Raw genomic sequence first — 24,733 nt, 5'->3', positions numbered from 1 at the left:
CGGATTTCCCACACAGTACAACACATTCCCACATGAAACAAGCAGTTCGCAGATCTCGGCGCCCGGTATCGTCGGGGCATGGCCGACAAGCCGCGCGCCGAGCACGCCATCGACGAAGACACGGTGCGACGACTGCTGCGGACTCAGGCCGACCCGCTCATCCCCGGCACGTCGTCGCGCCCCCTCGGCAAGACAGCTGAGGGCTGGGATTGCGAGATCTGGCGCGCCGGCGACGATCTCGCCGTCCGTCTGCCTCGTCGCGCGGCCGCCGCACCGCTGATCATCCACGAACAGCGCGTGCTCCCCCTGGTGAGCGCCGCCGTGCAGGCAACGGGGGTCGCGTTGCCGACGCCGCTCGTCTGCGGCGCGCCGGACGGGGACTTCCCCTGGCCGTGGTCGGTCGTCCCCTGGATCGAGGGGCACACGGGCCTGGACGCGCCGCGATCGACGCGCAGCGCATGGGCGGAGCCGCTCGCCGCCGCTCTCGAGGCTCTGCACTCCCCCGCGACCGCGGACGCTCCGGTGAACCCGTTCCGCGGCGGACCGCTGCGCGGGCGCGACGGGGCGGTGCACGGACGGATCGCACAGCTGCGCGCATCACGTGCCGTCGCGCGACGCGATCTCGACAGGGCGGAGTCGGTCTGGGTCGCCGGACTCGACGCGTCGTCGTGGAGCGGCCCCGCGGTGTGGATCCACGGCGACCTCCACCCCGGAAACATCCTCGCCGACGGGGATCGCCTGGTCGGGATCGTGGACTTCGGCGACGTCACCTCGGGCGACCCCGCCTACGACCTGGCCGTCGGCTGGCTCGCCTTCGACGCGGCGGGACGATCCGCGTTCCGCTCCGCCGTCGGCTCCCGCGTCGATGAGGCGACCTGGGTGCGCGCGCGGGCGTGGGCGGCATCCCTCGGTCTCATGCTCCTCGCCCACAGCGACGACGTGCCGGCGTACGCCGAGCTCGGTCGAGAGTCGCTGCGCGAGACGATCGGCATCGGCTGACTGCGCGGACGAGAGCGGTCGCACCGCAGACGACCCCCGCCCGGCGGACGTCGTCTGCGGTGACGGCGCCGTCAGCCGGTAGCCAGCCTCGGGCAGGCCTTGAAGGCCGGGAAGGTGGGGTCGGGCTTGATCAGCTCGAAGTAGATCGGACCCTCCGGATCGAGCACGACGAACACTCCGGTGCCGACCGTCTTGGAGTTCTTCGCGTCATAGTTGAACTCGATGAGGAACCCGGGCCCGGCGTCTCCGGTGAACGGAACCAGGTTCCCCGTGATGAAACCCGATGCGAACAGCGGCTTGGCCAGGTTGTCGGCCTTGCTTCCGCCGGTGATTCCGGGCGGGGCGAGTTCGTCGTGTCCGGAGCACCACTGCGCCACGATCTCGTGCACGGTCGCCGACGCCGGCGCGGCCGAGACGAAGACCAAGCCGGCCGAAGCGGCCATGGCGATGAGCGCGCGCGTGATGAAGCGTCGCTTGGATTGAGGTTGGGGCATCGTCGCCTCCTGGAAAGAGGTTGCGTCCGCCCGGTCGGCCGGACGCCCGCTGCGGGAGCGACGAAGTCGTGCACGTGTCGTGCGTCGGGGCCGCAGAGGTCTCATACGCCGATACGCAAGGTACACCCGGATGCTCGCGAAGGGAACGACGATCGCAGTGCCCGTCGCACGGAAAGCGGCCGCTCCGCGGCATCCCTCACTGCGGCGAAAGCAGAAACCCCCGCCTGAGCGGGGGTTTCTTTCCTGCTGGGGTACCTGGACTCGAACCAAGAACAACTGAACCAGAATCAGCCGTGTTGCCAATTACACCATACCCCATGGTGTTGCACCGAACTCGGTGCCGAGGATCAAGCTTAGACGACCTCGGCCGATCGGCCAAACCGAGCGGATCTCAGGCGTGTCGCGCCGAGAGTCCGCCCACCCGGCGGAGCGTCTCGGCCTTGCCGAGGAGCTCCATCGATTCGAACAGCGGCGGCGACACCCGACGGCCGCTGAGCGCGACGCGCAGGGGGCCGTAGGCGACGCGCGGCTTGAGGCCGAGCCCTTCGACGAGCGCCGCCGAGAGCGCGTCCTGCACCGCAGTGGCCGTGAAGTCCGTCTCCGGAACAGCCTCGAGAGCGGCTGCCGACGCTGCGAGCACGTCGCCCGCGTTCGCCGGGAGCGACGAGAGCGCGTCGTCCTCGTAGGCGACCTCGTCGCGGAACAGGAAGGCGAGCAGGCCCGGCGCATCGCCCAGGAGCGGCAGACGCTCCTGGATGAGCGGCGCGGCCTGCGCGAGCAGCTCCTGCTGCGCCGGCGTCGGCGGCTGCTCGACGAGACCGGCTGCGGCGAGGTACGGCACGATCCGCGCGGCGAAGTCGGCGGCATCCAGCATGCGGATGTGGTCGCCGTTGATCGACTCGGCCTTCTTCTGGTCGAAGCGGGCCGGGTTGGGGTTCACGTCGGCGATGTCGAACGCGGCGATGAGCTCCTCGAGCGAGAAGACGTCGCGGTCGGGTCCGATCGACCAGCCCAGCAGCGCGAGGTAGTTGAGCAGACCCTCGTGGATGAATCCCTTGTCGCGCTGGAGGAACAGGTCGGCCTTGGGGTCCCGCTTGGAGAGCTTCTTGTTGCCCACCTCGCCGAGAACCAGCGGCATGTGCGCGAAGCGCGGGATGAACGTCGTCACACCGGCATCCACCAGCGCCCGGTACAGCGCGAGCTGGCGGGCGGTCGAGGGCATGAGGTCCTCGCCGCGGATGACGTGCGTGATGCCCATGAGCGCGTCGTCGACCGGGTTCACGAACGGGTAGAGGGGCACTCCACCGGCGCGCACCAGCACGAAGTCCGGGAACGAGCCGGCCGGGAAGGTCACCTCGCCGCGGATGAGGTCGACGTAGGTCAGGTCCTCGTCCGGCACGCGCAGGCGATAGGCGGGCTGGCGCCCCTCGGCGCGGAACGCCGCCTTCTGCTCGTCGGTGAGGTCGCGATCGAAGTTGTCGTAGCCGAGCTGCTTGGCGCGACCGTTGGCTTGGTTGCGCGCGTCGATCTCCTCGGCGGTCGAGTACGACTCGTAGACCGCGCCGGCCGCGATGAGCTTGTCGAGCACCTCGCGGTAGATCTCGTGCCGCTGCGACTGGCGGTACGGCGCGTGCGGGCCGCCGACCTCGACGCCCTCGTCCCAGTCGATCTTCAGCCAGCGCAGGGCCTCAAGCAGCTGCTGATAGCTCTCCTCGCTGTCGCGCGCCGCGTCGGTGTCCTCGATGCGGAACACGAGCGTGCCACCCTGATTGCGCGCGTAGGCCCAGTTGAACAGCACGGTGCGGATGAGCCCGACGTGGGGCAGGCCGGTCGGCGACGGGCAGAAGCGCACGCGCACATCGGCGCCGGTCGCGGTGGTGGTGCGGGGATCGGGTGCAGAAGACATCGCCGTCAAGTCTAGTTGGGGCACCCGGTGCGCCCGCGTCCATCGGGGTCGCGGCGTCAGGATGCGAGGACGGCGCGGATCGCGACGAGCACGACCCGCACCGCGGGCACGCGGTCGGCTCCGCGCGCCGTGACGGTGTGGATGGTGCGCGCCTCGCCCTCGGGCAGGGACGCGAACACCACCCCCGGCAGTGGTGGAAACGACTCGGCCGCCATGCGCGGCAGGGTCGCGACGCCAATCCCCTGCGCCACAAGGCTCTCGACGGCCACGACGTTGTCGGTCTCGAACGCGATGCGCGGGGTGAATCCCGCGCGTTCGCACAGCTCGAGCAGGTGTCCGCGGCAGCGCGGGCACCCCGCGATCCAGTCTGCGGCCGCGAGTCCCGCCACGTCCACGACATCGTCGACGACGAGCGGATGGGATGCCGGGAGTACGGCGAGCAGGTCGTCAGCGCCGACCGCTCGCACGTCGAGTCCACGCGCGCTCGCCCCGTGGGGGTCGTCGCGATCGCCCGGATAGCTGAACGTGAGTGCGATGTCGGCGCGATCGTCGCGCACCGCATCCACCGCCTCGGGAGGTTCGGCCTCGACATAGGTGATCGAGATGCCGGGATGCCGGTGGGCGAGGTCTGCGAGAAGGCGCGGCACGAGCGTAGGCGAGGCCGAAGGGAACCCGACCAGCCGCACCCGCGCGGCCTGGAGCCCGCTCAGCTCCGCCAGCTCGCCCGCGGCCGCCTCGAGCACCGTCGAGACGGCGGTCGCGTGACGGGCGAGGACCCTCCCGGCCTCGGTGAGTCGCACCGAGCGGCCCACTCGTTCGACCAGAGCCGCGCCGACGCGCAGCTCGAGGCGCTTCAGCTGCTGGCTGATCGCCGGCTGACTGTACCCCAGCCGCTCCGCCGCAGCGGTGATCGATCCGGCATCGGCGACGGCTTTCACCACCCGCAGGTCGGCGGCATCGAAGCTCGGCGCACTCTCGGTCGGCATCCCTCAAGCATAAGCAAAGGTGATGCGAATCATCGAACACCTGCCGTAGACATACATGATCGCGCGACGGACCCTGGATGCATGCTCGCTTCGCAGGCCCTCGCCCCCGCTCCCGCCCATGCCGCCTTCGACGGCGGCCGCGGCTACCTCGCGGCGTGCACGGCCGGCATTCCTCCGCGCGCCGCGACCGAGGCGATGCGGGCCGACCTCGACGCCTCGGCCTCCGGCCGGATCGACATCGCCGGCTACACCGCCGCGGTGGAGCGGTCGCGCACGCTGTTCGCCGCGATCGTCGGAGTGGATGCCGACCGGATCGCGATCGGATCGCAGGTGTCGGTGACGGCGTCGCTGATCGCGGCCTCACTCCCGCACGATGCCGAGGTGCTCGTACCCGAGGGAGAGTTCTCCTCGATCGTGCTGCCATTCGTCCACGCCGGCCGGAGCCTCCGGATGCGCACGGCGGCGCTGTCCGACCTGGCCGAGGCGATCGGCCCCGACACCGCACTGGTGGCCTTCTCGGCCGTGCAGTCCGCGACGGGCGAGGTCGCCGACCTCGAGGCCATCGCCGCGGCGGCCGACCGCCACGGTGCGCGCACGTTCTGCGACGCGACGCAGGCCGTCGGCTGGCTCCCGATCGACGCGTCGCGCTTCGACGCCCTCGTGTGCCACGCGTACAAGTGGCTGTGCGCGCCACGCGGCGTCTCGTTCCTGGCTGTCTCGGCGGACTTCGCCGACGCACTCGCTCCCGTCCACGCCGGTTGGTACGCCGGGGCCGACCCCTGGTCGTCGTGCTACGGCGGCGATGCGGCACTGGCCGCCGGAGCCGGCCGATTCGACGTGTCCCCCGCCTGGCAGGCGTTCGTCGGCGCGGCCCCCGCGCTCCAATTGTTCGCCCGTGCGGACCTTACCCGGATCCACGACCACGCGACCGGCCTCGCGGCTCGTTTCCGGCGAGGCCTCGGCCTGCCGCGCCCGGCACGCGCGTCGGCGATCGTCACATGGGACGACCCGACCGGGCGCGATCTCGCGCTGCTCACCGCGGCGGGGATCACCGCCTCCGGTCGCGCGGGGCGCGCGCGCGTCGCGTTCCACCTGTTCAACGACGAGGTGGACCTCGACGACGCGCTACGCGCGCTCGGCGCGCGCTGAGGTGGGGATGCGACCGAGCGGGGCGAGCAGAACCGTCGCGATCACGAGCGCCGAGACGACCAGCGCGAGCCCGCCGTACCCGATCCACCCGAGAACCACGCCCGCGAGGATGGCCCCCGCCGCTCCCACGATGCTCATGGTGAAGTCGCTGAGCCCCTGACGGCGGGTGCGCTGCTGTTCCGCAGAGGCCTCGGTGAGAAGCGCCGAACCGGCGACGGTGGCCGCGCTCCATCCGAGACCCAGCAGAGTCAGACCGACCGTCACGGCGGGAGTGGAATCCTGCCCGAACGAGGCGGTCAGCAGCGCTGCGGCGAGGAGCACCTGCCCGAGCAGGATCGTCGGCACCCGCCCGATCCGGTCGGTCAGAATGCCGAACACCGGCGACAGGGCGTACATGCCGGCGATGTGCAGGCTGATCGTCACTCCGATGATCGTCAGGTCCGCCCCGTGGTGGAGCAGGTGCACGGGGGTCATCGCCATGATCGCCACCATCGTGCCGTGTGCGGCCGCGATCGCGGCGATGGCGAACCGCGCCGCACGGGGATGGTCGATCGAGGCGATCGGGCGCGCCGAGGCAGGATCCGAGGATGCCGCGGCGACGACCCGTTGGGCGAGCAGCAGCGGATCCGGCCGCAGCGCGGCGAGGTAGAGCAGGATGCTCAGCGCCTGGCCCACGACCGTGAACAGATACGGACCGGTCAGCGGCGGCATCCCGATCGCCTGACCGAGCGCTTCACCCGGGCCCGTGAGATTCGGGCCCAGCACGGCACCGATGGTCGTCGCCCACACCACGATCGACAGATCGCGGCCCCGCGTGGCGGAGGAAGCGAGATCGGCGGCCGCGAACCGGGACTGAAGGTTCACCGACTGACCCGCCCCGACCAGCGCGAAGGCGGCGAGCAGGAGCGGGAAAGAGCGCACCGCCGCGGCGGCGATCACGAGGATCACACCGGCGAGGGCGATCGCCATGCCCGTGCTCAGCGAGATGCGGCGGCCCCGACGCTGGGCCAGGCGGGCGAGCGGAATCGCGATGACAGCCGTGCCGAGGGTGATCGCCGCGGTCGCGAGCCCCGCGAAGGCCTCGTCGCCCGACAGGTCGACGGCGAGGATCGCGCCGAGCGAGATCGTCGCCCCGAAGGCGAGGCCGCCGAGCACCTGGCCGACCGAGAGCACGCCGACGGTGCGGCGCTGGATCCGCGCGATCTCGGTGGGCGCCAGAGCGCCGGTGAGCGCCGGGTCAGGCATCCCGCGCAGGTGTTCTCAAGATGCCGAGCCCGTCGATCTCGACCTCGACCACGTCGCCGGCCACGATCTGCCCGACGCCGGCCGGCGTGCCGGTGAGGATGACGTCGCCTGGCAGCAGCGTGAAGGCGGCGGAGGCGAAGGCGATGACCTCGGGAAGCGAGAAGATCATGTCGCTGATCGGGCCCTGCTGGCGGACCTCGCCGTTCAGACGCGTGGTGATCGTCGCGCCGCCGTCGAGGGCGAACTCGGTCTCGATCGCGGGACCGAGCGGGCACGAGGTGTCGAATCCCTTCGCCCGGGCCCACTGCCCGTCGGATTTCTGCCAGTCGCGGGCGGTGAGGTCGTTCGCGATGGTGTATCCGAACACGTAGTCGAGCGCGTTCTCGGCCGGAACGTTCTTGGCGATGCGGCCGATGACGGCGGCCAGTTCTCCCTCGAAGCTCACGAAGTCGGAGCCGGAGGGGAGCACGACGGCATCGCCGGGGCCGATGACCGAGGTGTTCGGTTTGAAGAACAGCATCGGTGCCGCCGGCACCTCGTTGCCGAGCTCGGCGGCGTGGTCGCGATAGTTGCGACCCACCGCGACGATCTTCGACCGCGGGATGACGGGCGCGAGCAGCGCCACGTCGGCCAGCGGCACCCGCTCCCCCGTCGTGTCGTACCCGGCGAACATCGGATCGCCGGCGAGCACGACCAGCTCTCGGTCGTCGACGATGCCGAACTTGATGGCGTTGTGGTGGCTGAAGCGCGCGATCCTCACCGGATCAGCCTATCCAGATCAGGTGATCCGCCCAGGACAGGACGGATTCCGCACCCATCGTCCTGTGTACGGCGGATCACCTGATCTCGGCAAGGGGTGGCGACGGGCGGGCTCAGGCGTCGAGGCGCAGCAGCCAGCCGTGCCGGTCTTCCCGGCGGCCGTACTGGATGTCGGTGAGCTCCTCGCGCAGCGACAGCGCGAGCTCGCCGGTGGGCTGCTCGTCGAGGAAGTCCTTGCCCTTGAGCACGCCGATCGGGGTCACGACGGCGGCCGTTCCGCAGGCGAACACCTCGACGATGTCGCCGGATGCCACGCCCTGACGCCATTCGGCGAGCGAGACCGCGCGGCCTTCGACCTTGTGGCCGCGGTCGCGGGCGAGCTGGAGGATCGACTCGCGCGTGATGCCCTCGAGGATCGACGGAGACTGCGGGGTGACGATCGTGCCGTCCTTGTAGACGAAGATCACGTTCATGCCGCCGAGTTCCTCGACGTTGCCGTCCTGGTCGAGGAACACGACCTGGTCGCACTCGTTCTCATAGGCCTCGGACTGGGGCAGGAGGCTCGCGGCGTAATTGCCGCCGGTCTTGGCGGCGCCCGTGCCGCCCTTTCCGGCGCGGGCGTAGTCCTCGCTCAGCCAGATCGAGACGGGCTTCACGCCGCCCTTGAAGTAGGCACCGGCGGGCGAGGCGATCACGTAGTAGCCGACCTTGTGCGCCGGCCGCACGCCCAGGAAGGCCTCCTTCGCGAACATGAAGGGGCGCAGATACAGGCTCTGGTCGTCGCCCGACGGCACCCAGTCTCCGTCGACGGCGATCAGTTCGCGCAGCGACTGGATGAAGTACGGGACGGGGAGCTCCGGCAGCGCCAGCCGGCGCGCGGAGCGCTGCAGGCGACGGCCGTTCTGGTCGGGGCGGAAGGTGTGCACCGATCCGTCGGCGTGGCGGTAGGCCTTGATGCCCTCGAAGATCTCCTGACCGTAGTGCAGCACTGCCGCGGCCGGGTCGAGCGAGAGCGGACCGTACGGCTGCACGCGCGGGCGGTGCCACCCGCCGCCGACCGACCAGCAGATGTCGACCATGTGATCGGTGAAGCTCGTGCCGAACCCGGGGTTGGCGAGGATCTCCTCGCGCTGGGCCGGCGCCTTGGCGGCGAGGTTGCGGGTGACGGCGAACTCGAGCGGAGCGAGGCCGGTGTCGGGGTCAGAGTCGAGGAGGGTCATGTCATCACGTCCTGGCTGGTGGTGGCGGCGCGGAAACCAGTCCCCAGGTTACGCCTGGAGACGGGCGGCGATGGCGTCGCCGATCTGAGCGGTGGTGCGCGCGACCTCACCACGGTCTGCGATGTCGGCCTCGACCGCGCGGGTGACGCGCAGCGACTCGTCGCGCAGCCCGAGGTGATCGAGCAGCAGCGCGACCGAGAGGATCGCGGCCGTGGGGTCGGCCTTCTGCTGTCCCGCGATGTCGGGCGCCGATCCGTGCACGGGCTCGAACATCGAGGGGAACGCGCCGTCGGGGTTGATGTTGCCCGAGGCGGCGAGGCCGATGCCACCGGTGACGGCGCCGGCCAGGTCGGTCAGGATGTCGCCGAAGAGGTTGTCGGTGACGATCACGTCGAACCGGCCCGGGTTCGTGACCAGATAGATGGTGGCCGCATCGACGTGCACGTAGTCTACGGCCACGTCGGGATGCTCCCGCGCCACCTCGTCGACGACGCGCTTGTAGATGCCGCCCGCGTGGACGAGCACGTTCGTCTTGTGCACGAGGGTGAGCTTCCTGCGGCGGCGCTCGGCCAGGTCGAACGCGTAGCGCACGACCCGCTCGATGCCGAACGCGGTGTTCACGGAGGTCTCGTTGGCGACTTCGTGGGGAGTACCGGTGCGGATCGATCCGCCGTTGCCGACGTAGGGTCCCTCGGTGCCTTCTCGCACGACCACGAAGTCGATGTCGCCGGGCGCGGCGAGGGGTCCCGGGACACCGGGGTACAGCTTCGACGGGCGCAGGTTCACGTAGTGGTCGAGGGCGAAGCGCAGCTTCAGCAGCAGCCCGCGCTCGATGTTGGCATCCTTCAGCCTCGGGTCGCCGGGCACTCCCCCGACCGCGCCGAGCAGGATCGCGTCGTGCGCGGCGATCGAGGCGAGGTCGCCATCGGTGAGCGTGTCGCCGGTCTCGAGGAAGCGCGCGGCGCCCAGCGAGAAGCGTGTGGTCTCGAAGTGGATGCCGGACCCTGCGGTGACGGCGTCGAGCACCTTCTCCGCTTCGGCGACGACTTCGGGACCGATGCCGTCACCCGGGATGACGGCGAGCTTCACGTTGCGGGGCATCCCCCCAGATTAGCGGCGGCGACCGAGCGTCGACGCCGCGATGACACCGGCCGAAACGACGAGCGCCGCGCCGATGAGCGAGGTCACGATCACACCCTGGTCGAACGCGTGGGCCGCGGCATCCCGAAGCTGCGGGCCCAGCATCCCCCCGACCTCGTCGGCCGCATGGACGGCCCCCGCCAGGGTCTCCCGCGCGGCGGCGGCGGCCTCGACGGGGAGGCCAGCGGGAAGCGCGAGGTTCGTGCGGTAGAGGGCAGTCAGGATGCCTCCGAGCAGGGCGGTGCCGAGCACCGCGCCGAGCTCGTACGCGGTCTCGGAGACCGCGCTCGCCGCACCCGCCTTGGCGGGAGGCGCGCTGGCGAGGATCAGCTCGTTCGACACGGTCTCGGCCGCGCCGATCCCGATGCCGAGCGACACGAACGCCGTGATCAGCAGCCACAGCGCGTCGGGTGTCGTCGCGAAGCCGACCACCGCGTAGCCGACGACGGAGAAGACGAGCGCAGCGGGCACCACCATCCGGGGCGAGACCCGCGACGAGATCGGCACGACGGCGAGGCCGGCGAGGATCATCGCGGCCAGGCCCGGCACGAGGGCCAGACCCGCCTCCATCGGGGTGAGTCCGACGACCAGCTGGAGGTGCTGCGCGACGAAGAACAGGAAGCCGACCAGGGCGATCACGCTGAGCAGGTTCACCAGCAGCGCACCCGTGAACGTGGGGTTCCGGAACAGACGCATGTCCAGCATCGGGGTGTCGGCGCGCAGCTGGCGGCGCACGAACATCCAGCCGAAGCCGAGCCCCGCGGCGAACAGCGCCGCGACCACGAGGCTCGGGCCGTGGACGGCCAGCTCCTTGATGCCGTAGACGACGGGAATCATGGTCGCCATCGAGAGCGCGATCGAGACCGGGTCGATCCGCCCCGGGTTCGGGTCGCGGCTCTCAGGCACGAGAATCGGCGCGAAGATGAGGAGCGGGATCAGCACCGGCACGGCGAGGAGGAACACCGAGCCCCACCAGAAGTGCTCGAGGAGGATCCCCCCCACGATGGGCCCGAGCGCGGATCCCGCCGAGAACATCGACGCCCACACGGCGATCGCGAGGCGCCGCTGGTCGCGGTCCGTGAAGATGCTCCGCAGCAGCGACAGCGTCGACGGCATCAGCATCGCGCCGAAGAAGCCGAGCGCGACGCGCGCCGCGATGAGGGCTTCGGCGGTGGGGGCGAACGCCGCGAGCACGGATACCGCGGCGAAGCCGGAGGCCCCGATCATCAGCATCCGGCGGCGGCCGAAGCGGTCGCCGAGCGTGCCCATCGTCACGAGCAGCCCCGCGAGCACGAGCGGGTACGCGTCGATGATCCACAGCTGCTGGGCGCTCGTCGGTTCCAGCTCGAGCGCGATCGCGGGGATCGCGAAGCTCAGCACCGTGTTGTCGACCGAGACGAGGAGCACCGGCAGCATGAGCACGACCAGCGCGGCCCAGCCGCGCCAGCCGACCTTGCGCGCGTGCGCGTCGGCGATCTCGAGTTCTTGAGTGAGCGTCATCATTTCTACACCGTCCAGCCGGTATAGTAACAGGACGACGAGCACTCTGTCGATACGATCGACGCCATGAGCCGCCCTCCCCTCGCCCGCGAGAAGGTGCTCGACGCGTTCGAGCGGATCCTGATCGACGAGGGCGAGCGGGCCGCGACGATGGATGCCACGGCCCGCGCCGCCGGCGTCTCCAAGGGCGGCCTGCTCTATCACTTCGGTTCGAAGGACGCGCTCGAGCAGGGGCTGGTCGAGCGCCTGCACGCCCTCGTGAACGAAGATGTCTCCGCGATGGCCACGTCGCCGGAGGGGCCGGTCGCCTACTTCCTTCGCACGTCGGTCATGGCGAACGACCCGATCGATCGCGCGATCCTCGCGACCGCGCGCCTGGCGCAGACCGGCAACACCGCCGCGCGCGACGCGCTGCGCGGCATCCGGGAGCAGTGGACGGCGGTCCTGCGGCCGCACACCAAGGACGACACGGCGCTGGACCTCGTGATGCTCGTCAGCGACGGCCTCTACTTCAACAACGCCCTCGAGGGCGGCTCGATCCCCGGGCCTGTGCCCGAAGGGGCCGCCCTCGACGCGCTCATCGCACTGGTCGAGGCCGCGGCCCGCGCCTGATCATCGACGCGGGCCGCGCCGCGTTCAGGACTCGGTGATCTCGATCTGACGGAACAGGTCGGCCGAGATCGCGGTGCGCACCTCGTCGAGGAGCTCGTCGTCGACCGGCGAGTCGACCGTGAGCACCGACAGCGCCTGGCCGCCGGCGTTCTCGCGGGCGATCTGCATGCCCGCGATGTTGATGCCCGCCTCGCCGAACTTCTGGCCGTACACCGCGACGATGCCCGGCCGGTCGGTGTAGAGCATGACGATGTGGTGCTGCTCGATGGGCAGCTCGATCGCGTAGTCGTTGATCCCGACGAGCTTCTCGACCTGCTTGGTGCCGGTGAGCGTCCCCGACACCGAAAGCTGCGAGCCGTCGGAGAGGGCCCCGCGCAGGGTGATGACGTTGCGGTATTCGGGGCTGTCCTCGTCGACGAGCAGACGCACCTCGACACCGCGCTGCTCGGCCAGGAGCGGAGCGTTCACGTACGAGACCGTCTCGCTCACGATGTTCGTGAACACTCCCTTCAGCGCCGCCAGCTTCAGCACGCTCACGTCGTAGGCGTTCAGCTCGCCGTGCACCTCGACGTCGAGGCTCGTCAGCGGCGAGTGGGCGAGCGCCGCGAAGATCTGGCCAAGCTTCTCGACGAGCGGGATGCCGGGGCGCACGTACGGGTCGATGATCCCGCCCGCGACGTTGACGGCGTCGGGCACGAGGTCTCCCCCGAGTGCGAGACGAACCGAGTTCGCGACCGAGACGCCCGCCTTCTCCTGCGCCTCGTCGGTGGAGGCACCGAGGTGCGGCGTGACGATCACGTTCGGAAGGTCGAGGAGCATTCGTGCCGATCCGCCCTCGACCGGGGGCTCCGAGGTGAACACGTCGAGGCCGGCACCGGCGATCTCGCCGGTCGTGAGCGCCTTGTACAGCGCCTCCTCGTCGATGAGGCCGCCGCGAGCGACGTTCACGAGGTACGCGGAGCGCTTCATGCGCTGCATCTGCTCGATGCCGATCATCCCCGTGGTCTCGGGCGTCTTCGGCATGTGGATCGTGATGAAGTCACTCTGCTCGAGCAGCTCGTCGAGGGTCAGCAGGTGCACGCCGAGCTGCTGTGCGCGGGCGCTCGTGACGTACGGGTCGTACGCGACGACCTTCGTGCCGAAGGCCTGCACGCGCGCGGCGATCAGCGCGCCGATGCGGCCGAGGCCGATGATGCCGACCGTCTTCTCGTAGAGCTCCGTGCCGGTGTAGGCGCTGCGCTTCCATGCGCCGCCCGCGAGCGATGCGTGTGCGGCGGGGATGTGCCGGGCCAGGGCCAGGATGTGGCCGACGGTGAGCTCGGCGGCCGAGATGATGTTCGAAGTGGGCGCGTTGACGACCATCACCCCGGCGGTGGTCGCCGTCTTGATGTCGACGTTGTCCAGTCCGACGCCCGCGCGGGCGACCACCTTGAGGACGGGAGCTGCGGCGATCGCCTCGGCGTCGATCTTGGTGGCGGATCGAACGAGCACCGCGTTCGCCTCGGCGAGCGCCGACAGCAGCGCCGGACGATCGGTGCCGTCGACGTGACGGATCTCGAAGTCGGGCCCCAGGGCGTCGATCGTGGCGGGCGAGAGTTCTTCGGCGATGAGCACGACGGGCTTCGGCACGGATGGATTCCTTCGGGGCGGTGCGCGAGGGCGCAGAAGCAGTGCAGGATGCCGCGCCGCGGCTCACGGGCGAGGCCTGTGCCAGCCTATCGCGGCAGACGGTGGGGTCCTGACCGTGTGACGCCCCGCGTCAGCCGACGAGCGCGGTCGTGTTGAGCGTCGCGTAGGAGATGACGTTCAGCCAGAAGACCGCGACGAGGGCCAGACCCGTGAGCATCACCAGGGCGAAGTGGTGGGCGGCCCGGCGATAGCCGATCGCGAACGCCGCGGCCCAGACGAGCACGGGGAAGGCTGCCGCGAAGATCCACAGGAACCACCCCAGCGCGTTCAGCCCGAGTCCCACGGCGGAGAAATCCTGCACGGTCTGGGTCAGGTTCCCGATCGCGTTCCACACCGCGTAGGCGTAGAACAGGCCGAACGCCCCGCCGATCGTGGCGATCAGCCATGTGGGCGTGCGTCGCGCGCGCGGCGCGGGTGCGGCATCCATCGATTCCGTGCTCACTGTCCGACCGCCCCGATCATCACGAAGGGCCAGGGCAGCAGCAGCACCGCGCCCGCCGCCAGCCACACGAACCGGACCCACGCCCGCGAGGTCGCCGTCAGCAGCCAGGTCGTGGCGAACCACAGCGCGGGCGCGAGCACCGCGAGCCAGAAGCTCCCCTGGAACATCACGTCGGCGACGAGGTACTGGGCGACGCCCTGCAGGCGAAGTCCCCCGAAGATCCAGCCGAGCGTGAACAGGCCGTAGATCCCGCCGAGGACGCCGAGCGCGACGAGCGCCGCGTTGCCGATCGACGCGGACTGTCCGCCCGCCTCGCCACCGTCCGCAGCGGCGTCCGCAGAGGGGACCGCCGGAACGGGCGCGCTCCCCTTGCCGACCGCGGTGTACCCGGCCGGGAGCCCCGGAGCCACCTCGCCCGCGCCGACGGTGCCGGTGTCGTGGGCGGCCGCTGCCTCCCCCGCCGCCGACTCCCCGCCGGTCGAACCGCCCGCATCGAGCGTCGGATCGGCGTCGCCCTCCCAGCGGAAGGCATCGTCGTCTCTGGAAGTGCTCACCCGCCCAGCGTACCGGGCGGTCCGAATGGCGATCGCGGACCGGCCGATGCGTTCACCCTCGCGCGAGCTCGCGCTCGAGACGATCGGCGGTGAATCGCGGGCACGATCTCCCGGGCGGGAAGCCCCGCCGATCGCGACGAGGGCCTCCACCCGTGCGGGTGGAGGCCCTGAGCTCGCGTCGCGCGAGGAATCAGCGGATCCGGTCGAGCCGGTCGGCCGTCATGGCCGAGACGGGCTGCCCGCCGGTCGATGCGGCGTTCTCGAGGCGGTCCGCGACCTGTGCCGAGACGGGCTGGCCGCCGTCGGCGGCGACGCCGTTCTGGGCGCGCTTCGCGTAGTACTCCGCAAGGCCTTCGTAGCGCTCCTGCGCGGCCTTCGCGGTGCGCTCGATCTGCGCCGCCGACACCGGGCCGCTGCGCTCGGCCTCCTGTGATGCGGCCGTGGTGGTCTGGCATCCCGCGAGCCCGAGTCCGAGCACCGCGAGGGTGGTGATGATGGCGATCGTCCCTGCCGGGCGACGGACGCCGGTTCCGATGTGAGACATCGGCTGCTCCTTTGCTTTCCCGGGGATCGCTTCTCGGTCCCTCGCTGTATGAGGAGAACGAAGGGGCGACGGTGATACGCCGCGATCGCTGAGGAAAGCTACAAGGCCCTCGACGACGCGCGACGCTCTCGTGGCGGGGCGTCGCGGAGCGCACGGCCGCGAACCGCCTTGACGTGCCCGCGACGCGTTGCTGGGATGTGGTCATGGGGGCTCTCATCGAGGTCGACGCCGACTACCTGGTGATCGGAGCGGGCGCCATGGGGATGGCGTTCACCGATGCGCTGGTGCACCACAGCGACGCCACGGTGGCCATCGTGGACCGACGGCATGCGCCGGGTGGGCACTGGCTCGACGCGTATCCGTTCGTGCGGCTGCATCAGGCCTCGGCGTTCTACGGGGTGGCGTCGACGCTGCTCGGCGGCGGCCGCCTGCAGACGGCCGGCCCCGAGCAGGGGCTACACGAGCGGGCGACCGCCCCGGAGATCTGCGTCTACTACGCGGATGTGATGAACGACCTGGTCTCCGCCGGCCGCGTGCAGTTCCACCCCGGCTGCGAATGGACCGGGGGCGACGGGTTCCGGTCCATCGTGAGCGGCACCCGTCATCGCGTGCGCGGGGCGAGAGTGGTGGATGCCGCCTACCTCGCCCCGACGATCCCGGCCACCACACCGCCGCCGTTCGCCGTCGAGGACGGGATGATTGTGATCCCCGTCAACGACCTCGTGCACCTCGCCGATCCGCCGGATGAATACGTCGTCGTGGGCGCGGGGAAGACGGCGACCGACGCCTGCATCTGGCTCCTGCGGGCCGGCGTCGACCCGGACTGCATCTGCTGGGTCCGGCCGCGCGACCCCTGGATGCTCAACCGTGCGGTCGTGCAGCCCGACCCCGCGATCTTCCTCGGCATGGCCGCCGACACCATGGCCGCGGCGATCGACGCGCGCACCCCCGACGATCTGTTCCGCCGCCTCGAGGAGCGGGAGATCATGCTGCGCATCGACCCGTCCGTCACCCCGACGATGGCGAAATCCCCCACCATCGCGCACTGGGAGATCGAGATGCTCCGCACGATCTCCCGCGTCGAGCGCGGGGCGCACCTGCGCGCCGTCGCCGCCGGTCTCCTCCGATTCGACGATCGCGACGTGCGGGTGTCGACGAACGCCGTGGTGGTGCACTGCGCCGCCTCGGGCCTCGCCTACCCGCCGCTGGTGCCGATCTGGCAGCCCGATGCGATCCGCCCGCGTCCGGTGCGCGTCGGATTCCCCTGCTTCGGTGCGGCGATGACCGGATATGTGGAGGCCACACGCGCCGACGACGTCGCCCGCAACGACTGCTGCCGTCCGTCGCCCTACTCGAACACACCGGCGGACTGGGTGCGGATGCAGATCGTCGGCGGAGACGCGTCGCTCGCCATGGCGGGCCACCCCGACATCCGCGCCTGGGCGAACACGACGACGCTCAACCCGTCGCGGGTCCCGGCCGACCGCGCGGAGGACCCCGCTGTGCTCGACGCCGCCGCGCGCCTGCGCACGGCGATCGGACCGGGGCGCGCCCGGCTCGTCGAGATGGCGGCCGGCGCCTGATCCGCAGAGCCGCACGACCGCGGGAGCGACGCCGCTCCGGTGCGGGAACGCCGAAGGCCCGGCCCCTCGTAAGGGCCGGGCCTCCGTGGCTCGTTCAAGCCTGGTCTCGGCGTGTGCGCCGAGGGCCTGGGTGGGTCAGCGCGCGGCGCTGCCCTCGACGTAGTCGGCGTCCTGCTGCTTCCACGCGAACAGCGCGCGCAGGTCCTTTCCGACGGCCTCGATCGGGTGGGCGGCGGCCTTGGCGCGCAGCTCCTGGAACTCGACGGCGCCGTTGTCCTGGTCGCCGATGAAGCGCTCCGCGAACGCACCCGACTGGATGTCGGCGAGCACGCCCTGCATGTTCTCCTTCACGCGCGGGTCGATCACACGGGGGCCCGAGACGTAGTCGCCGTACTCGGCGGTGTCGGAGACCGACCAGCGCTGCTTGGCGATGCCGCCCTCCCACATGAGGTCGACGATGAGCTTGAGCTCGTGCAGCACCTCGAAGTACGCGATCTGCGGCTGGTAGCCGGCCTCGGTCAGGGTCTCGAAGCCGTACTGGATCAGCTGCGAGACGCCGCCGCAGAGCACCGCCTGCTCGCCGAACAGGTCGGTCTCGGTCTCCTCGGTGAAGGTCGTCTTGATGACGCCCGCACGGGTGCCGCCGATGGCCTTGGCGTACGAGAGCGCGGTGTCCCACGCCGAGCCCGACGCGTCGCGCTCGACCGCGATGATGTCCGGGATGCCGCGCCCGGCGACGTACTCGCGGCGCACGGTGTGGCCCGGCGCCTTGGGGGCGACGAGGATCACGTCGACGCCCTCCGGTGCCTCGATGTAGCCGAAGCGGATGTTGAAGCCGTGCGCGAAGGCGAGCGTCTTGCCCGCCGCGAGGTTCGGCTTGATGTGGTCGTTGTAGATGCCGCGCTGGTGCTGATCGGGCGCGAGGATCATGATGAGGTCTGCCCACGCGGTGGCGTCGGCGACGGACTTGACCTCGAAGCCCTCCTCCTGGGCCTTCGCGGTCGACTTCGAGCCGTCCTTGAGGGCGATGACGACCTCGACGCCCGAGTCGCGCAGGTTCTGGGCGTGCGCGTGACCCTGCGAGCCGTAGCCGACGATCGCGACCTTCTTGCCCTGGATGATGCTCAGGTCGGCGTCGTCGTCGTAGAAGATCTCAGCCATCTTCGTGTTCTCCTTGATTCGTTTCCGGTCGTTGCGTTTCGTCTCGCTTCGCTCGCTCAACGACCGGTGAGCGGCATGCGAAAAAGGGTTCAGCCGCGCAGGACGCGTTCGGTGATGCTCTTGCCGCCGCGGCCGATGGCCAGGAGGCCCGACTGGGCGAGCTCCTTGATCCCGAAGGGCTCCAGCGCCCGGAGGAAGGCCTCCACCTTGCCCTTGTCACCGGTGACCTCGGCCACCAGCGCGTCCGGCGCGTAGTCGACGACCGACGCGCGGAAGAGGTTCACCACCTCGAGCACGTTGGAGCGCGTCGCATTGTCTGTGCGCACCTTCACGAGCATGTGCTCGCGCTGCACGGATGCCGCAGCATCCAGCTCCACGATCTTGATGACGTTCACCAGCTTGTTCAGCTGCTTGGTCACCTGCTCGAGCGGCAGGTCCTCCACGTCGACGACGACCGTGATGCGGGACAGGCCCGGCACTTCGGTGACGCCCACCGCGAGCGAGTTGATGTTGAACCCGCGGCGGGCGAACAGCCCCGCCACGCGGGTGAGCAGACCCGGCTTGTCCTCCACGAGGAGGCTCAGCACGTGTGTCGACATGGCCTCAGTCCTCCTGCTCGAACGCCGGCGCGTGGTCGCGCGCGTACTGGATGTAGCTGTTGCTGACGCCCTGCGGGACCATCGGCCACACCATCGCGTCGGCGCTGACCACGAAGTCGATCACCACGGGACGATCGTTCGTCTCGAGCGCCGTCTTGATCGCGGCATCCACGTCTTCCTCCTTCTCGACGCGGATCGCGAGGCAGCCGTACGCCTCGGCGAGCTTCACGAAGTCGGGGATGCGGACGGTGTCGTGCCCGGTGTTCAGATCGGTGTGCGAGTAGCGGCCGTCGTAGAAGAGGGTCTGCCACTGGCGCACCATGCCGAGCGATGAGTTGTTGATGATCGCGACCTTGATCGGGATGTTGTTGATCGCGCAGGTGGCGAGCTCCTGATTGGTCATCTGGAAGCAGCCGTCGCCGTCGATCGCCCACACGTGACGCTCCGGCTGGGCGACCTTCGCCCCCATGGCGGCGGGGACCGCGTAGCCCATCGTGCCGGCGCCACCCGAGTTGAGCCACGCGTTCGGACGCTCGTACTTGATGAACTGCGCCGCCCACATCTGGTGCTGGCCGACCCCGGCGGCATACACGCCCTCGGGTCCGGTGAGCTCGCCGATGCGCTGGATCACGTACTGCGGCGCCAGCAGGCCGTCGGTGGTGGGCGCGTAGCCGAGCGGGAATTCGTCGCGCAGGCCGTCGAGGAACGACCACCACTCCGAGATGTCGGGCTGCGTGCCCTCCGTCGTGCCGCGGTACGCTGCATCCAGGTCGACCAGCACATCGCGCAGATCGCCCACGATCGGCACATCCGCCGCGCGGATCTTGGAGATCTCCGCGGGGTCGATGTCGACGTGGACCACCTGGGCGTTCGGGGCGAAGAGGGCCGCTTTGCCGGTCACGCGATCGTCGAAACGGGCGCCCAGGGCGACGAGCAGGTCTGCCTCCTGGAGCGCCAGCACCGCCGGCACCGTGCCGTGCATGCCCGGCATGCCCAGATGCTGGGCGTGCGAGTCGGGGAAGGCACCGCGGGCCATCAGCGTCGTGACGACCGGCGCGCCCGTCGTCTCGGCGAGGGTGAGCAGCTCGGCGGCCGCCTTGGCCCGCACGACACCGCCGCCGACATAGAGCACCGGCTTCTTCGCATCCTTCAGCAGCTGTGCCGCGGCCTGGATCTGCTTGCCGTGCGCCTTGGTCACGGGCCGGTAGCCCGGGAGCTCGATCTTGGGCGGCCACACGAACGGCGCCTCGGCCTGCTGTGCGTCCTTCGTGATGTCCACGAGCACAGGGCCGGGGCGCCCGGTGCCGGCGATCTCGAACGCGGCGGCGATCGCGCCGGGGATCTCGGCGGCGTCCTTGACCAGGAACGAGTGCTTCGTGATCGGCATCGTGATCCCCACGATGTCGGCCTCCTGGAACGCGTCGGTCCCCATCAGGGTCGAGAAGACCTGGCCGGTGATGCAGACGATCGGCACCGAGTCCATATACGCGTCGGCGATCGCCGTCACAAGGTTGGTGGCGCCCGGGCCGGAGGTCGCGATGGCGACCGCGACCCCGCCGGATGCCGAGGCGTAGCCTTCGGCGGCGTGTCCGGCGCCCTGCTCGTGGCGGACGAGGATGTGACGGATCTCGGACGTGTCCATCAGGGGGTCGTACACCGGCAGGATCGCGCCGCCGGGAAGGCCGAACACGTCGGTCACCCCCAGCAGCTCGAGCGAGCGGACGACGGCCTGGGCACCCGTGAGCACGGGCGCGGCAGCGGTGCGGGCGGGCGGCCGGGGAACGGCCGTGGCGGTTTCGGCGGGCATGGTGATTTCCCTCGAGAAGAACGGAAGGTCTGAGTCGGGCGCCAGGTCAGCCCGTGACGGCGCCCTCGGCTGCGGAGCGCACAAGACGGGAGTACTTGGCAAGGACGCCACGGGTATAGCGCGGAGGAAGGGGCTCCCAGCCGTCCCGGCGGGAGCTCAGCTCTGCGTCGTCGACGAGTAGGTCGAGAGTGCGAGCCGCGATATCGACCCGTATCAGATCACCATCGCGCACGAAGGCGATGGGACCAGCGTCCACCGCTTCGGGTGCTATGTGGCCGATGCACAGGCCGGTTGTGCCGCCTGAGAATCTGCCGTCCGTCAAGAGTAGTACATCTTTTCCGAGCCCCGCGCCCTTGATGGCCGCGGTGATCGCGAGCATCTCCCGCATGCCGGGGCCGCCCTTGGGTCCCTCGTAGCGGATGACGACGACATCGCCCGCCTGGATCCGGCCGGCCTCCAGCGCGTCCATGGCCGCACGCTCGCGCTCGAACACGCGCGCGGGCCCCTCGAACACGTCGGCGTCGAAGCCCGCGGACTTCACGACGGCGCCCTCGGGCGCGATCGAACCGTGCAGGATCGTGATGCCGCCCTTGGTGTGGATCGGGTCGGCGAAGGAGTGGATGACCTCGCCGTCGACAGGATCGGGGTCGAGCGCGGCGAGGTTCTCGGCCATGGTCCTGCCGGTCACCGTGAGGGCGTCGCCGTGGATGAGGCCCTCGTCGAGCATGGCCTTGAGCACGACCGGGATGCCGCCGTGTCGGTCGACGTCGTTCATGACGTACTTGCCGAACGGCTTCATGTCCGCCACATGCGGCACCTTGTCGCCGATGCGGTTGAAGTCGTGGAGGTCGATGTCGACCTCGGCCTCGCGGGCGATCGCGAGCAGGTGCAGCACGACGTTGGTCGACCCGCCCAGCGCCATCGCCAGCGCGATCGCGTTCTCGAACGCCTCCTTGGTGAGGATGTCGCGGGTGGTGATCCCCTGCTTCAGGAGATTGACGACGGCCTCGCCCGAACGGTGGGCGAAGTAGTCACGCCGACGGTCCGCCGACGGCGGTGCGGCCGAGCCCGGCAGCGACAGTCCGAGCGCCTCGGCGACCGAGGCCATGGTGTTGGCGGTGTACATGCCGCCGCAGGCGCCCTCGCCGGGGGCGAACGAGCACTCGATGCGCTTGAGGTCTGCCTCCGTCATGCGGCCCGCCAGACACGCACCGACGCCCTCGAAGGAGTCGATGATCGTGATCTCCTTCTCGGTGCCGTCGCTGAGCTTCACCCACCCCGGCGCGATCGAGCCCGCGTAGAGGAACACGCTGGAAAGATCGAGGCGGGCCGAGGCCATGAGCATGCCGGGGATCGACTTGTCGCAGCCGGCGAGCAGCACGGTGCCGTCGAGGCGCTCGGCCATGACGACGGTCTCGACGGAGTCGGCGATCACCTCACGGGAGACCAGGGAGAAGTGCATGCCCTCGTGGCCCATGGAGATGCCGTCGGAGACGGAGATCGTGCCGAACTGGAGCGGATAGCCGCCGCCGGAGTGCACGCCCTCCTTCGCACCCTGCGCGAGCCGGTCGAGGCTCAGGTTGCAGGGGGTGATCTCGTTCCAGCTCGACGCGATGCCGATCTGGGGCTTGTCCCAGTCGTCGTCGCCCATTCCGACGCCGCGGAGCATCCCGCGGGAGGTGGTGGCTTCGATGCCGTGGGTGATCACACGGCTGCGCGGCTTGATGTCGATCGATTCGTCGGGCTGGGACATGGTCGAAAGTCTATTCCCGCGCGGCAGACCGCTCGGCCGCCAGCGTGCTCAGGAGCGCGGCGAAGGCCGGGATGTCGGCGACCGAGACGGCGGCGGCGGTCTCCCCCGCTCCGACGCGCACGCCGAGATCCCCCGGTGCGAGGCTCTTCAGTGCATCTTCGTCGGTGACGTCGTCTCCGGCGAAGAGCACGGCATCGGCGTGCGTCATACTCCGCAATCTGGCGACGCCGGTGTCCTTGCCCTCATGCCGGAACGCGTACTCGACGATGTGGTGCCCGCTGCGGCGCCGCCAATGCGGGGCCTCCGCCGCCACGAGCGCGTCGACGCGCTCGAACGCACGCTCGCCGTCGGCATCGGTGGCCCGGCGCGCGTGCACGCCGAACCCGAACGACTTCGGCTCGATCCAGATGCCCTCGAGGTCCGCCGTCGCCTGCTCGGCGTGGGCGCGCAGCAGATCGCGCTTCTCGACGTCGGACGGGTCGTCCTCGACGGCGAGCACGCCCTGGCCGGGAAGCCAGTACTCGGCGCCGTGGGATCCTGCCAGCAGGATGCGCGAATCGTCGCCGTGCTCGGCGATCTCGCGCAGATCGTGGAGGCTCCGCCCCGACACCAGGGCGACCGTCGTCCCGGGGGCCGAGAGGAGGGCCTCGACGGCGGTGCGCGCCTCGGGGAGCATGCGGGCGGTCATCGGGTCGTCGACCAGGGGCGAGAGGGTGCCGTCGAAATCGAGCGCGACCAGCAGGTGCGGTGCGTCGACGACGCGGCGGAGCACGTCGTCGGCGGGCTGGAGGGCGGCGCTCATGCCACCGCGCCGTTCTCGCGCTTGGCGCGCCGGGTGCTCTCCAGCGCGTCGAGGAACGATTGCGACCATCGGGCCACGTCGTTCTCGAGCACCTTCTTGCGCAGCGCCCTCATGCGCCTGCCCTGCTCGGCCGGGGGCATGTCGATGGCGCGCATGATGGCATCCTTCATCCCGTCGATGTCGTGCGGGTTGATGCGCACCGCGCTGGCGAGCTCATCGGCGGCTCCCGCGAACTCGCTGAGCACGAGCACGCCGCGATTGTCGGTGCGGGTGGCGACGTACTCCTTGGCGACGAGGTTCATCCCGTCGCGAAGCGCCGTGACGAGCATCACGTCGGCGGCGAGGAAGAGGGCCACCATCTCCTCGCGGGGGAACGCCTGGTGCAGATAGCGGATCGCGGTGTGGCCCATCGTGTCGTAGTCGCCGTTGATGCGCCCCACGGCCAGCTCGATCTCGTCGCGCAGCTGCACGTACGACTCGACGCGCTCGCGGCTGGGGCTCGCCACCTGCACGAGGGTCGCGTCCTCGACGCTGACCCGCCCGTCCTCGAGAAGTTCGCCGAACGCCTTCATGCGGTGGCGGATGCCCTTGGTGTAATCCAGCCGGTCGACGCCCAGCAGGATCGCGCGGGGATTGCCGAGACTCTCGCGGATCTCCGCGGCGCGCGCCTGGATGTCGGGCCGCTCCGCCAGCTCCACGTACCCGGCGGTGTCGATCGAGATCGGGAAGGCCTTGGCCAGGGCCGTGCGGGTCGTGCCGTCCTCCAGCGGCACGGTGATGCCGGACGCCTTGGTCGTGTAGTGGTGCACGCGGCGCACTGCGCGCGCGAAGTTGCCGGCGTCCGCCACCCGCTGGAAGCCGATCACATCGGCCCCCAGCAGTCCGTCGAGCACCTGCCGACGCCACGGCAGCTGGGAATAGAGGCCGTATGCCGGGAACGGGATGTGATGGAAGTAGCCGATCGTGAGATCGGGCCGCAGCTCGCGCAGCATCTGCGGCACGAGCTGCAGCTGATAGTCCTGCACCCACACGGTGGCGTCGGGGGCGGCCGCCTCCGCCGCGGCCTCCGCGAAGCGCCGGTTCACCCTCACGTAGGAGTCCCACCAGACGCGCCGGTAGCGGGGTGCGGCGATGACGTCGTGGTAGAGGGGCCAGATCGTGTCGTTCGAGAAGCCTTCGTAGTAGTTCTCGATCTCCTCGGCGCTCAGCCGCACCGGGACGAGGAAGGTGCCCTCGAACTCGAACGGCTCCACGTCGAGGTCGGGCTGACCGGCCCACCCGACCCAGGCGCCGTCGGCCCGCCTCATCACCGGCTCGAGGGCCGTCACGAGGCCGCCTGGCGATCGCCGCCAGGCCTCCTCCCCGACAGCCCCGACCACCCTGTCCACGGGCAGACGGTTGGCGACGACGACGAGTTCTGCCTGGGTCACGGGACCTCCCTGATTGCGGCACTGCCGTCTTTCAGGCTACAGGGCGGTGCGCTCGCGATGTCCGCCCCGGTAGCGTGGTGCCCATGCGCACCTACCTCTTCAGAACGGGCCTGTTCAGCGCGATCACCGCCGGGATGACGCTGATGCGCGGCCTCCGCGACGACGAGTTCACATGGCGCACCGCGCTCGCGTGGATCAGCTGGGGGATCACTCTCGCGCTGGCGATCGGCGCCATCGTCGACACGCGGCGTGCGCGCCGCGGCACGCTCGCGCCGGCCGACTCCCCGATCTCGGGCAAGGAGGCCAAGATCCTGCGCGCGCGCATGCGCGGCTGACATCCGCCGAACAGGGGCGCCCGG

The 24,733-nt window shown here is 70.3% G+C and carries 23 protein-coding genes and 1 tRNA gene; 5 read left to right on the top strand and 19 right to left on the bottom strand.

From position 1 onward, the window contains the following. Positions 1-78: 78 nt before the first annotated feature. Positions 79-999 (top strand): aminoglycoside phosphotransferase family protein, encoded by a 921-nt coding sequence (locus tag HQM25_RS07540; protein ID WP_172989675.1) that lies wholly within the window; start codon positions 79-81, stop codon positions 997-999. Positions 1,000-1,070: 71 nt separating this feature from the next. Here the strand turns inward: HQM25_RS07540 and HQM25_RS07535 are convergent, their stop codons facing one another. The 4 genes from HQM25_RS07535 to HQM25_RS07520 all read right to left on the bottom strand — a co-directional run bounded on the left by HQM25_RS07535 (position 1,071) and on the right by HQM25_RS07520 (position 4,385). Next, positions 1,071-1,493, bottom strand: coding sequence for a hypothetical protein (locus HQM25_RS07535; RefSeq protein WP_172989674.1), 423 nt, complete (start codon positions 1,491-1,493; stop codon positions 1,071-1,073). A 246-nt stretch (positions 1,494-1,739) separates the two neighbouring features. Next, positions 1,740-1,811, bottom strand: a tRNA-Gln gene (locus HQM25_RS07530). A gap of 73 nt (positions 1,812-1,884) precedes the next feature. Beyond that, positions 1,885-3,399, bottom strand: a complete 1,515-nt coding sequence (gene gltX / locus HQM25_RS07525) for a glutamate--tRNA ligase (protein WP_172989673.1) — start codon at positions 3,397-3,399, stop codon at positions 1,885-1,887. Positions 3,400-3,455: 56 nt separating this feature from the next. After that, the gene (locus tag HQM25_RS07520; protein WP_172989672.1) at positions 3,456-4,385 is read right to left on the bottom strand and encodes a LysR family transcriptional regulator; all 930 of its coding nucleotides are present in this window, start codon (positions 4,383-4,385) and stop codon (positions 3,456-3,458) included. A gap of 81 nt (positions 4,386-4,466) precedes the next feature. Between HQM25_RS07520 and HQM25_RS07515 the strand changes: the two genes are divergently transcribed. Continuing rightward, positions 4,467-5,534: an aminotransferase class V-fold PLP-dependent enzyme gene (locus HQM25_RS07515; protein ID WP_172989671.1), complete on the top strand. Its 1,068-nt coding sequence runs from the start codon at positions 4,467-4,469 to the stop codon at positions 5,532-5,534. On the opposite strand, the gene HQM25_RS07510 is transcribed toward HQM25_RS07515, so the two are convergent. The 5 genes from HQM25_RS07510 to HQM25_RS07490 all read right to left on the bottom strand — a co-directional run bounded on the left by HQM25_RS07510 (position 5,511) and on the right by HQM25_RS07490 (position 11,398). Then, positions 5,511-6,779 carry an MFS transporter gene (locus HQM25_RS07510; protein ID WP_172989670.1) on the bottom strand — a complete coding sequence of 423 codons (1,269 nt, stop codon included), beginning with the start codon at positions 6,777-6,779 and terminating at the stop codon, positions 5,511-5,513. The two genes, HQM25_RS07515 and HQM25_RS07510, sit on opposite strands and share 24 nt — an antisense overlap. Continuing rightward, positions 6,772-7,539, bottom strand: coding sequence for a fumarylacetoacetate hydrolase family protein (locus tag HQM25_RS07505; protein WP_172989669.1), 768 nt, complete (start codon positions 7,537-7,539; stop codon positions 6,772-6,774). The genes HQM25_RS07510 and HQM25_RS07505 overlap by 8 nt, the downstream gene beginning before the upstream one ends. A 112-nt stretch (positions 7,540-7,651) precedes the next feature. Next, positions 7,652-8,758, bottom strand: a complete 1,107-nt coding sequence (locus HQM25_RS07500; protein ID WP_172989668.1) for a branched-chain amino acid aminotransferase — start codon at positions 8,756-8,758, stop codon at positions 7,652-7,654. Positions 8,759-8,806: 48 nt separating this feature from the next. Beyond that, on the bottom strand, positions 8,807-9,859 hold the full coding sequence (locus tag HQM25_RS07495; RefSeq protein WP_172989667.1) for a 3-isopropylmalate dehydrogenase: 1,053 nt from the start codon (positions 9,857-9,859) through the stop codon (positions 8,807-8,809). A gap of 9 nt (positions 9,860-9,868) precedes the next feature. Continuing rightward, positions 9,869-11,398 (bottom strand): MFS transporter, encoded by a 1,530-nt coding sequence (locus HQM25_RS07490; RefSeq protein ID WP_172991570.1) that lies wholly within the window; start codon positions 11,396-11,398, stop codon positions 9,869-9,871. A gap of 66 nt (positions 11,399-11,464) precedes the next feature. Here HQM25_RS07490 and HQM25_RS07485 point away from each other — a divergent pair, with 66 nt between their 5' ends. After that, positions 11,465-12,010, top strand: coding sequence for a TetR/AcrR family transcriptional regulator (locus HQM25_RS07485; RefSeq protein WP_172989666.1), 546 nt, complete (start codon positions 11,465-11,467; stop codon positions 12,008-12,010). A gap of 24 nt (positions 12,011-12,034) precedes the next feature. Here the strand turns inward: HQM25_RS07485 and serA are convergent, their stop codons facing one another. The 4 genes from serA to HQM25_RS07465 all read right to left on the bottom strand — a co-directional run bounded on the left by serA (position 12,035) and on the right by HQM25_RS07465 (position 15,239). After that, positions 12,035-13,639, bottom strand: coding sequence for a phosphoglycerate dehydrogenase (gene serA, locus HQM25_RS07480; RefSeq protein ID WP_172989665.1), 1,605 nt, complete (start codon positions 13,637-13,639; stop codon positions 12,035-12,037). Between the two features lie 130 nt (positions 13,640-13,769). Beyond that, on the bottom strand, positions 13,770-14,141 hold the full coding sequence (locus HQM25_RS07475; RefSeq protein WP_254359609.1) for a bacitracin resistance protein: 372 nt from the start codon (positions 14,139-14,141) through the stop codon (positions 13,770-13,772). Continuing rightward, complete coding sequence (locus tag HQM25_RS07470) at positions 14,138-14,695, bottom strand: DNA polymerase III subunit gamma/tau (protein WP_172989664.1); 558 nt, start codon at positions 14,693-14,695, stop codon at positions 14,138-14,140. The genes HQM25_RS07475 and HQM25_RS07470 overlap by 4 nt, the downstream gene beginning before the upstream one ends. A gap of 190 nt (positions 14,696-14,885) precedes the next feature. Further along, entirely contained in the window at positions 14,886-15,239 is a 354-nt protein-coding gene (locus HQM25_RS07465; RefSeq protein WP_172989663.1) for a hypothetical protein, read from the bottom strand. Between the two features lie 203 nt (positions 15,240-15,442). Between HQM25_RS07465 and HQM25_RS07460 the strand changes: the two genes are divergently transcribed. After that, positions 15,443-16,822: an NAD(P)-binding protein gene (locus tag HQM25_RS07460; RefSeq protein WP_172989662.1), complete on the top strand. Its 1,380-nt coding sequence runs from the start codon at positions 15,443-15,445 to the stop codon at positions 16,820-16,822. Positions 16,823-16,957: 135 nt separating this feature from the next. Here the strand turns inward: HQM25_RS07460 and ilvC are convergent, their stop codons facing one another. The 6 genes from ilvC to HQM25_RS07430 form a co-directional block, all read right to left on the bottom strand. After that, on the bottom strand, positions 16,958-17,983 hold the full coding sequence (gene ilvC / locus HQM25_RS07455) for a ketol-acid reductoisomerase (RefSeq protein WP_172989661.1): 1,026 nt from the start codon (positions 17,981-17,983) through the stop codon (positions 16,958-16,960). 89 nt (positions 17,984-18,072) lie between these two features. After that, a complete protein-coding gene (gene ilvN / locus HQM25_RS07450; protein WP_172989660.1) occupies positions 18,073-18,582 on the bottom strand; it encodes an acetolactate synthase small subunit in 510 nt (169 codons plus the stop codon). 4 nt (positions 18,583-18,586) lie between these two features. Beyond that, the gene (locus HQM25_RS07445; RefSeq protein WP_172989659.1) at positions 18,587-20,389 is read right to left on the bottom strand and encodes an acetolactate synthase large subunit; all 1,803 of its coding nucleotides are present in this window, start codon (positions 20,387-20,389) and stop codon (positions 18,587-18,589) included. Between the two features lie 46 nt (positions 20,390-20,435). Continuing rightward, positions 20,436-22,142 (bottom strand): dihydroxy-acid dehydratase, encoded by a 1,707-nt coding sequence (gene ilvD / locus HQM25_RS07440; RefSeq protein ID WP_172989658.1) that lies wholly within the window; start codon positions 22,140-22,142, stop codon positions 20,436-20,438. Positions 22,143-22,152: 10 nt separating this feature from the next. Beyond that, entirely contained in the window at positions 22,153-22,944 is a 792-nt protein-coding gene (gene otsB, locus HQM25_RS07435) for a trehalose-phosphatase (protein ID WP_172989657.1), read from the bottom strand. Next, entirely contained in the window at positions 22,941-24,374 is a 1,434-nt protein-coding gene (locus HQM25_RS07430) for an alpha,alpha-trehalose-phosphate synthase (UDP-forming) (RefSeq protein ID WP_172989656.1), read from the bottom strand. Before HQM25_RS07430 ends, otsB begins: the two co-directional genes overlap by 4 nt. 83 nt (positions 24,375-24,457) lie before the next feature. Between HQM25_RS07430 and HQM25_RS07425 the strand changes: the two genes are divergently transcribed. Beyond that, positions 24,458-24,709: a hypothetical protein gene (locus tag HQM25_RS07425; protein ID WP_172989655.1), complete on the top strand. Its 252-nt coding sequence runs from the start codon at positions 24,458-24,460 to the stop codon at positions 24,707-24,709. Positions 24,710-24,733 lie beyond the last annotated feature (24 nt).

It is taken from the genome of Microbacterium hominis, from assembly GCF_013282805.1.
Classification (GTDB): domain Bacteria; phylum Actinomycetota; class Actinomycetes; order Actinomycetales; family Microbacteriaceae; genus Microbacterium; species Microbacterium hominis_B.
Note: the sequence above shows the minus strand (reverse complement) of the source record. Positions and strands in the feature narration are given on the sequence as shown.

Coding starts and splice junctions, on each gene's coding strand:
- ilvN (WP_172989660.1), bottom strand. CDS start 18,582: ATGTCGACACACGTGCTGAGCCTCCTCGTGGAGGACAAGCCGGGTCTG.
- gltX (WP_172989673.1), bottom strand. CDS start 3,399: ATGTCTTCTGCACCCGATCCCCGCACCACCACCGCGACCGGCGCCGAT.
- HQM25_RS07460 (WP_172989662.1), top strand. CDS start 15,443: ATGGGGGCTCTCATCGAGGTCGACGCCGACTACCTGGTGATCGGAGCG.
- ilvC (WP_172989661.1), bottom strand. CDS start 17,983: ATGGCTGAGATCTTCTACGACGACGACGCCGACCTGAGCATCATCCAG.
- HQM25_RS07515 (WP_172989671.1), top strand. CDS start 4,467: ATGCTCGCTTCGCAGGCCCTCGCCCCCGCTCCCGCCCATGCCGCCTTC.
- HQM25_RS07425 (WP_172989655.1), top strand. CDS start 24,458: ATGCGCACCTACCTCTTCAGAACGGGCCTGTTCAGCGCGATCACCGCC.
- HQM25_RS07500 (WP_172989668.1), bottom strand. CDS start 8,758: ATGACCCTCCTCGACTCTGACCCCGACACCGGCCTCGCTCCGCTCGAG.
- HQM25_RS07465 (WP_172989663.1), bottom strand. CDS start 15,239: ATGTCTCACATCGGAACCGGCGTCCGTCGCCCGGCAGGGACGATCGCC.
- HQM25_RS07540 (WP_172989675.1), top strand. CDS start 79: ATGGCCGACAAGCCGCGCGCCGAGCACGCCATCGACGAAGACACGGTG.
- HQM25_RS07490 (WP_172991570.1), bottom strand. CDS start 11,398: ATGACGCTCACTCAAGAACTCGAGATCGCCGACGCGCACGCGCGCAAG.
- HQM25_RS07445 (WP_172989659.1), bottom strand. CDS start 20,389: ATGCCCGCCGAAACCGCCACGGCCGTTCCCCGGCCGCCCGCCCGCACC.
- HQM25_RS07495 (WP_172989667.1), bottom strand. CDS start 9,859: ATGCCCCGCAACGTGAAGCTCGCCGTCATCCCGGGTGACGGCATCGGT.
- HQM25_RS07535 (WP_172989674.1), bottom strand. CDS start 1,493: ATGCCCCAACCTCAATCCAAGCGACGCTTCATCACGCGCGCGCTCATC.
- HQM25_RS07520 (WP_172989672.1), bottom strand. CDS start 4,385: ATGCCGACCGAGAGTGCGCCGAGCTTCGATGCCGCCGACCTGCGGGTG.
- otsB (WP_172989657.1), bottom strand. CDS start 22,944: ATGAGCGCCGCCCTCCAGCCCGCCGACGACGTGCTCCGCCGCGTCGTC.
- HQM25_RS07510 (WP_172989670.1), bottom strand. CDS start 6,779: ATGCCTGACCCGGCGCTCACCGGCGCTCTGGCGCCCACCGAGATCGCG.
- HQM25_RS07485 (WP_172989666.1), top strand. CDS start 11,465: ATGAGCCGCCCTCCCCTCGCCCGCGAGAAGGTGCTCGACGCGTTCGAG.
- ilvD (WP_172989658.1), bottom strand. CDS start 22,142: ATGTCCCAGCCCGACGAATCGATCGACATCAAGCCGCGCAGCCGTGTG.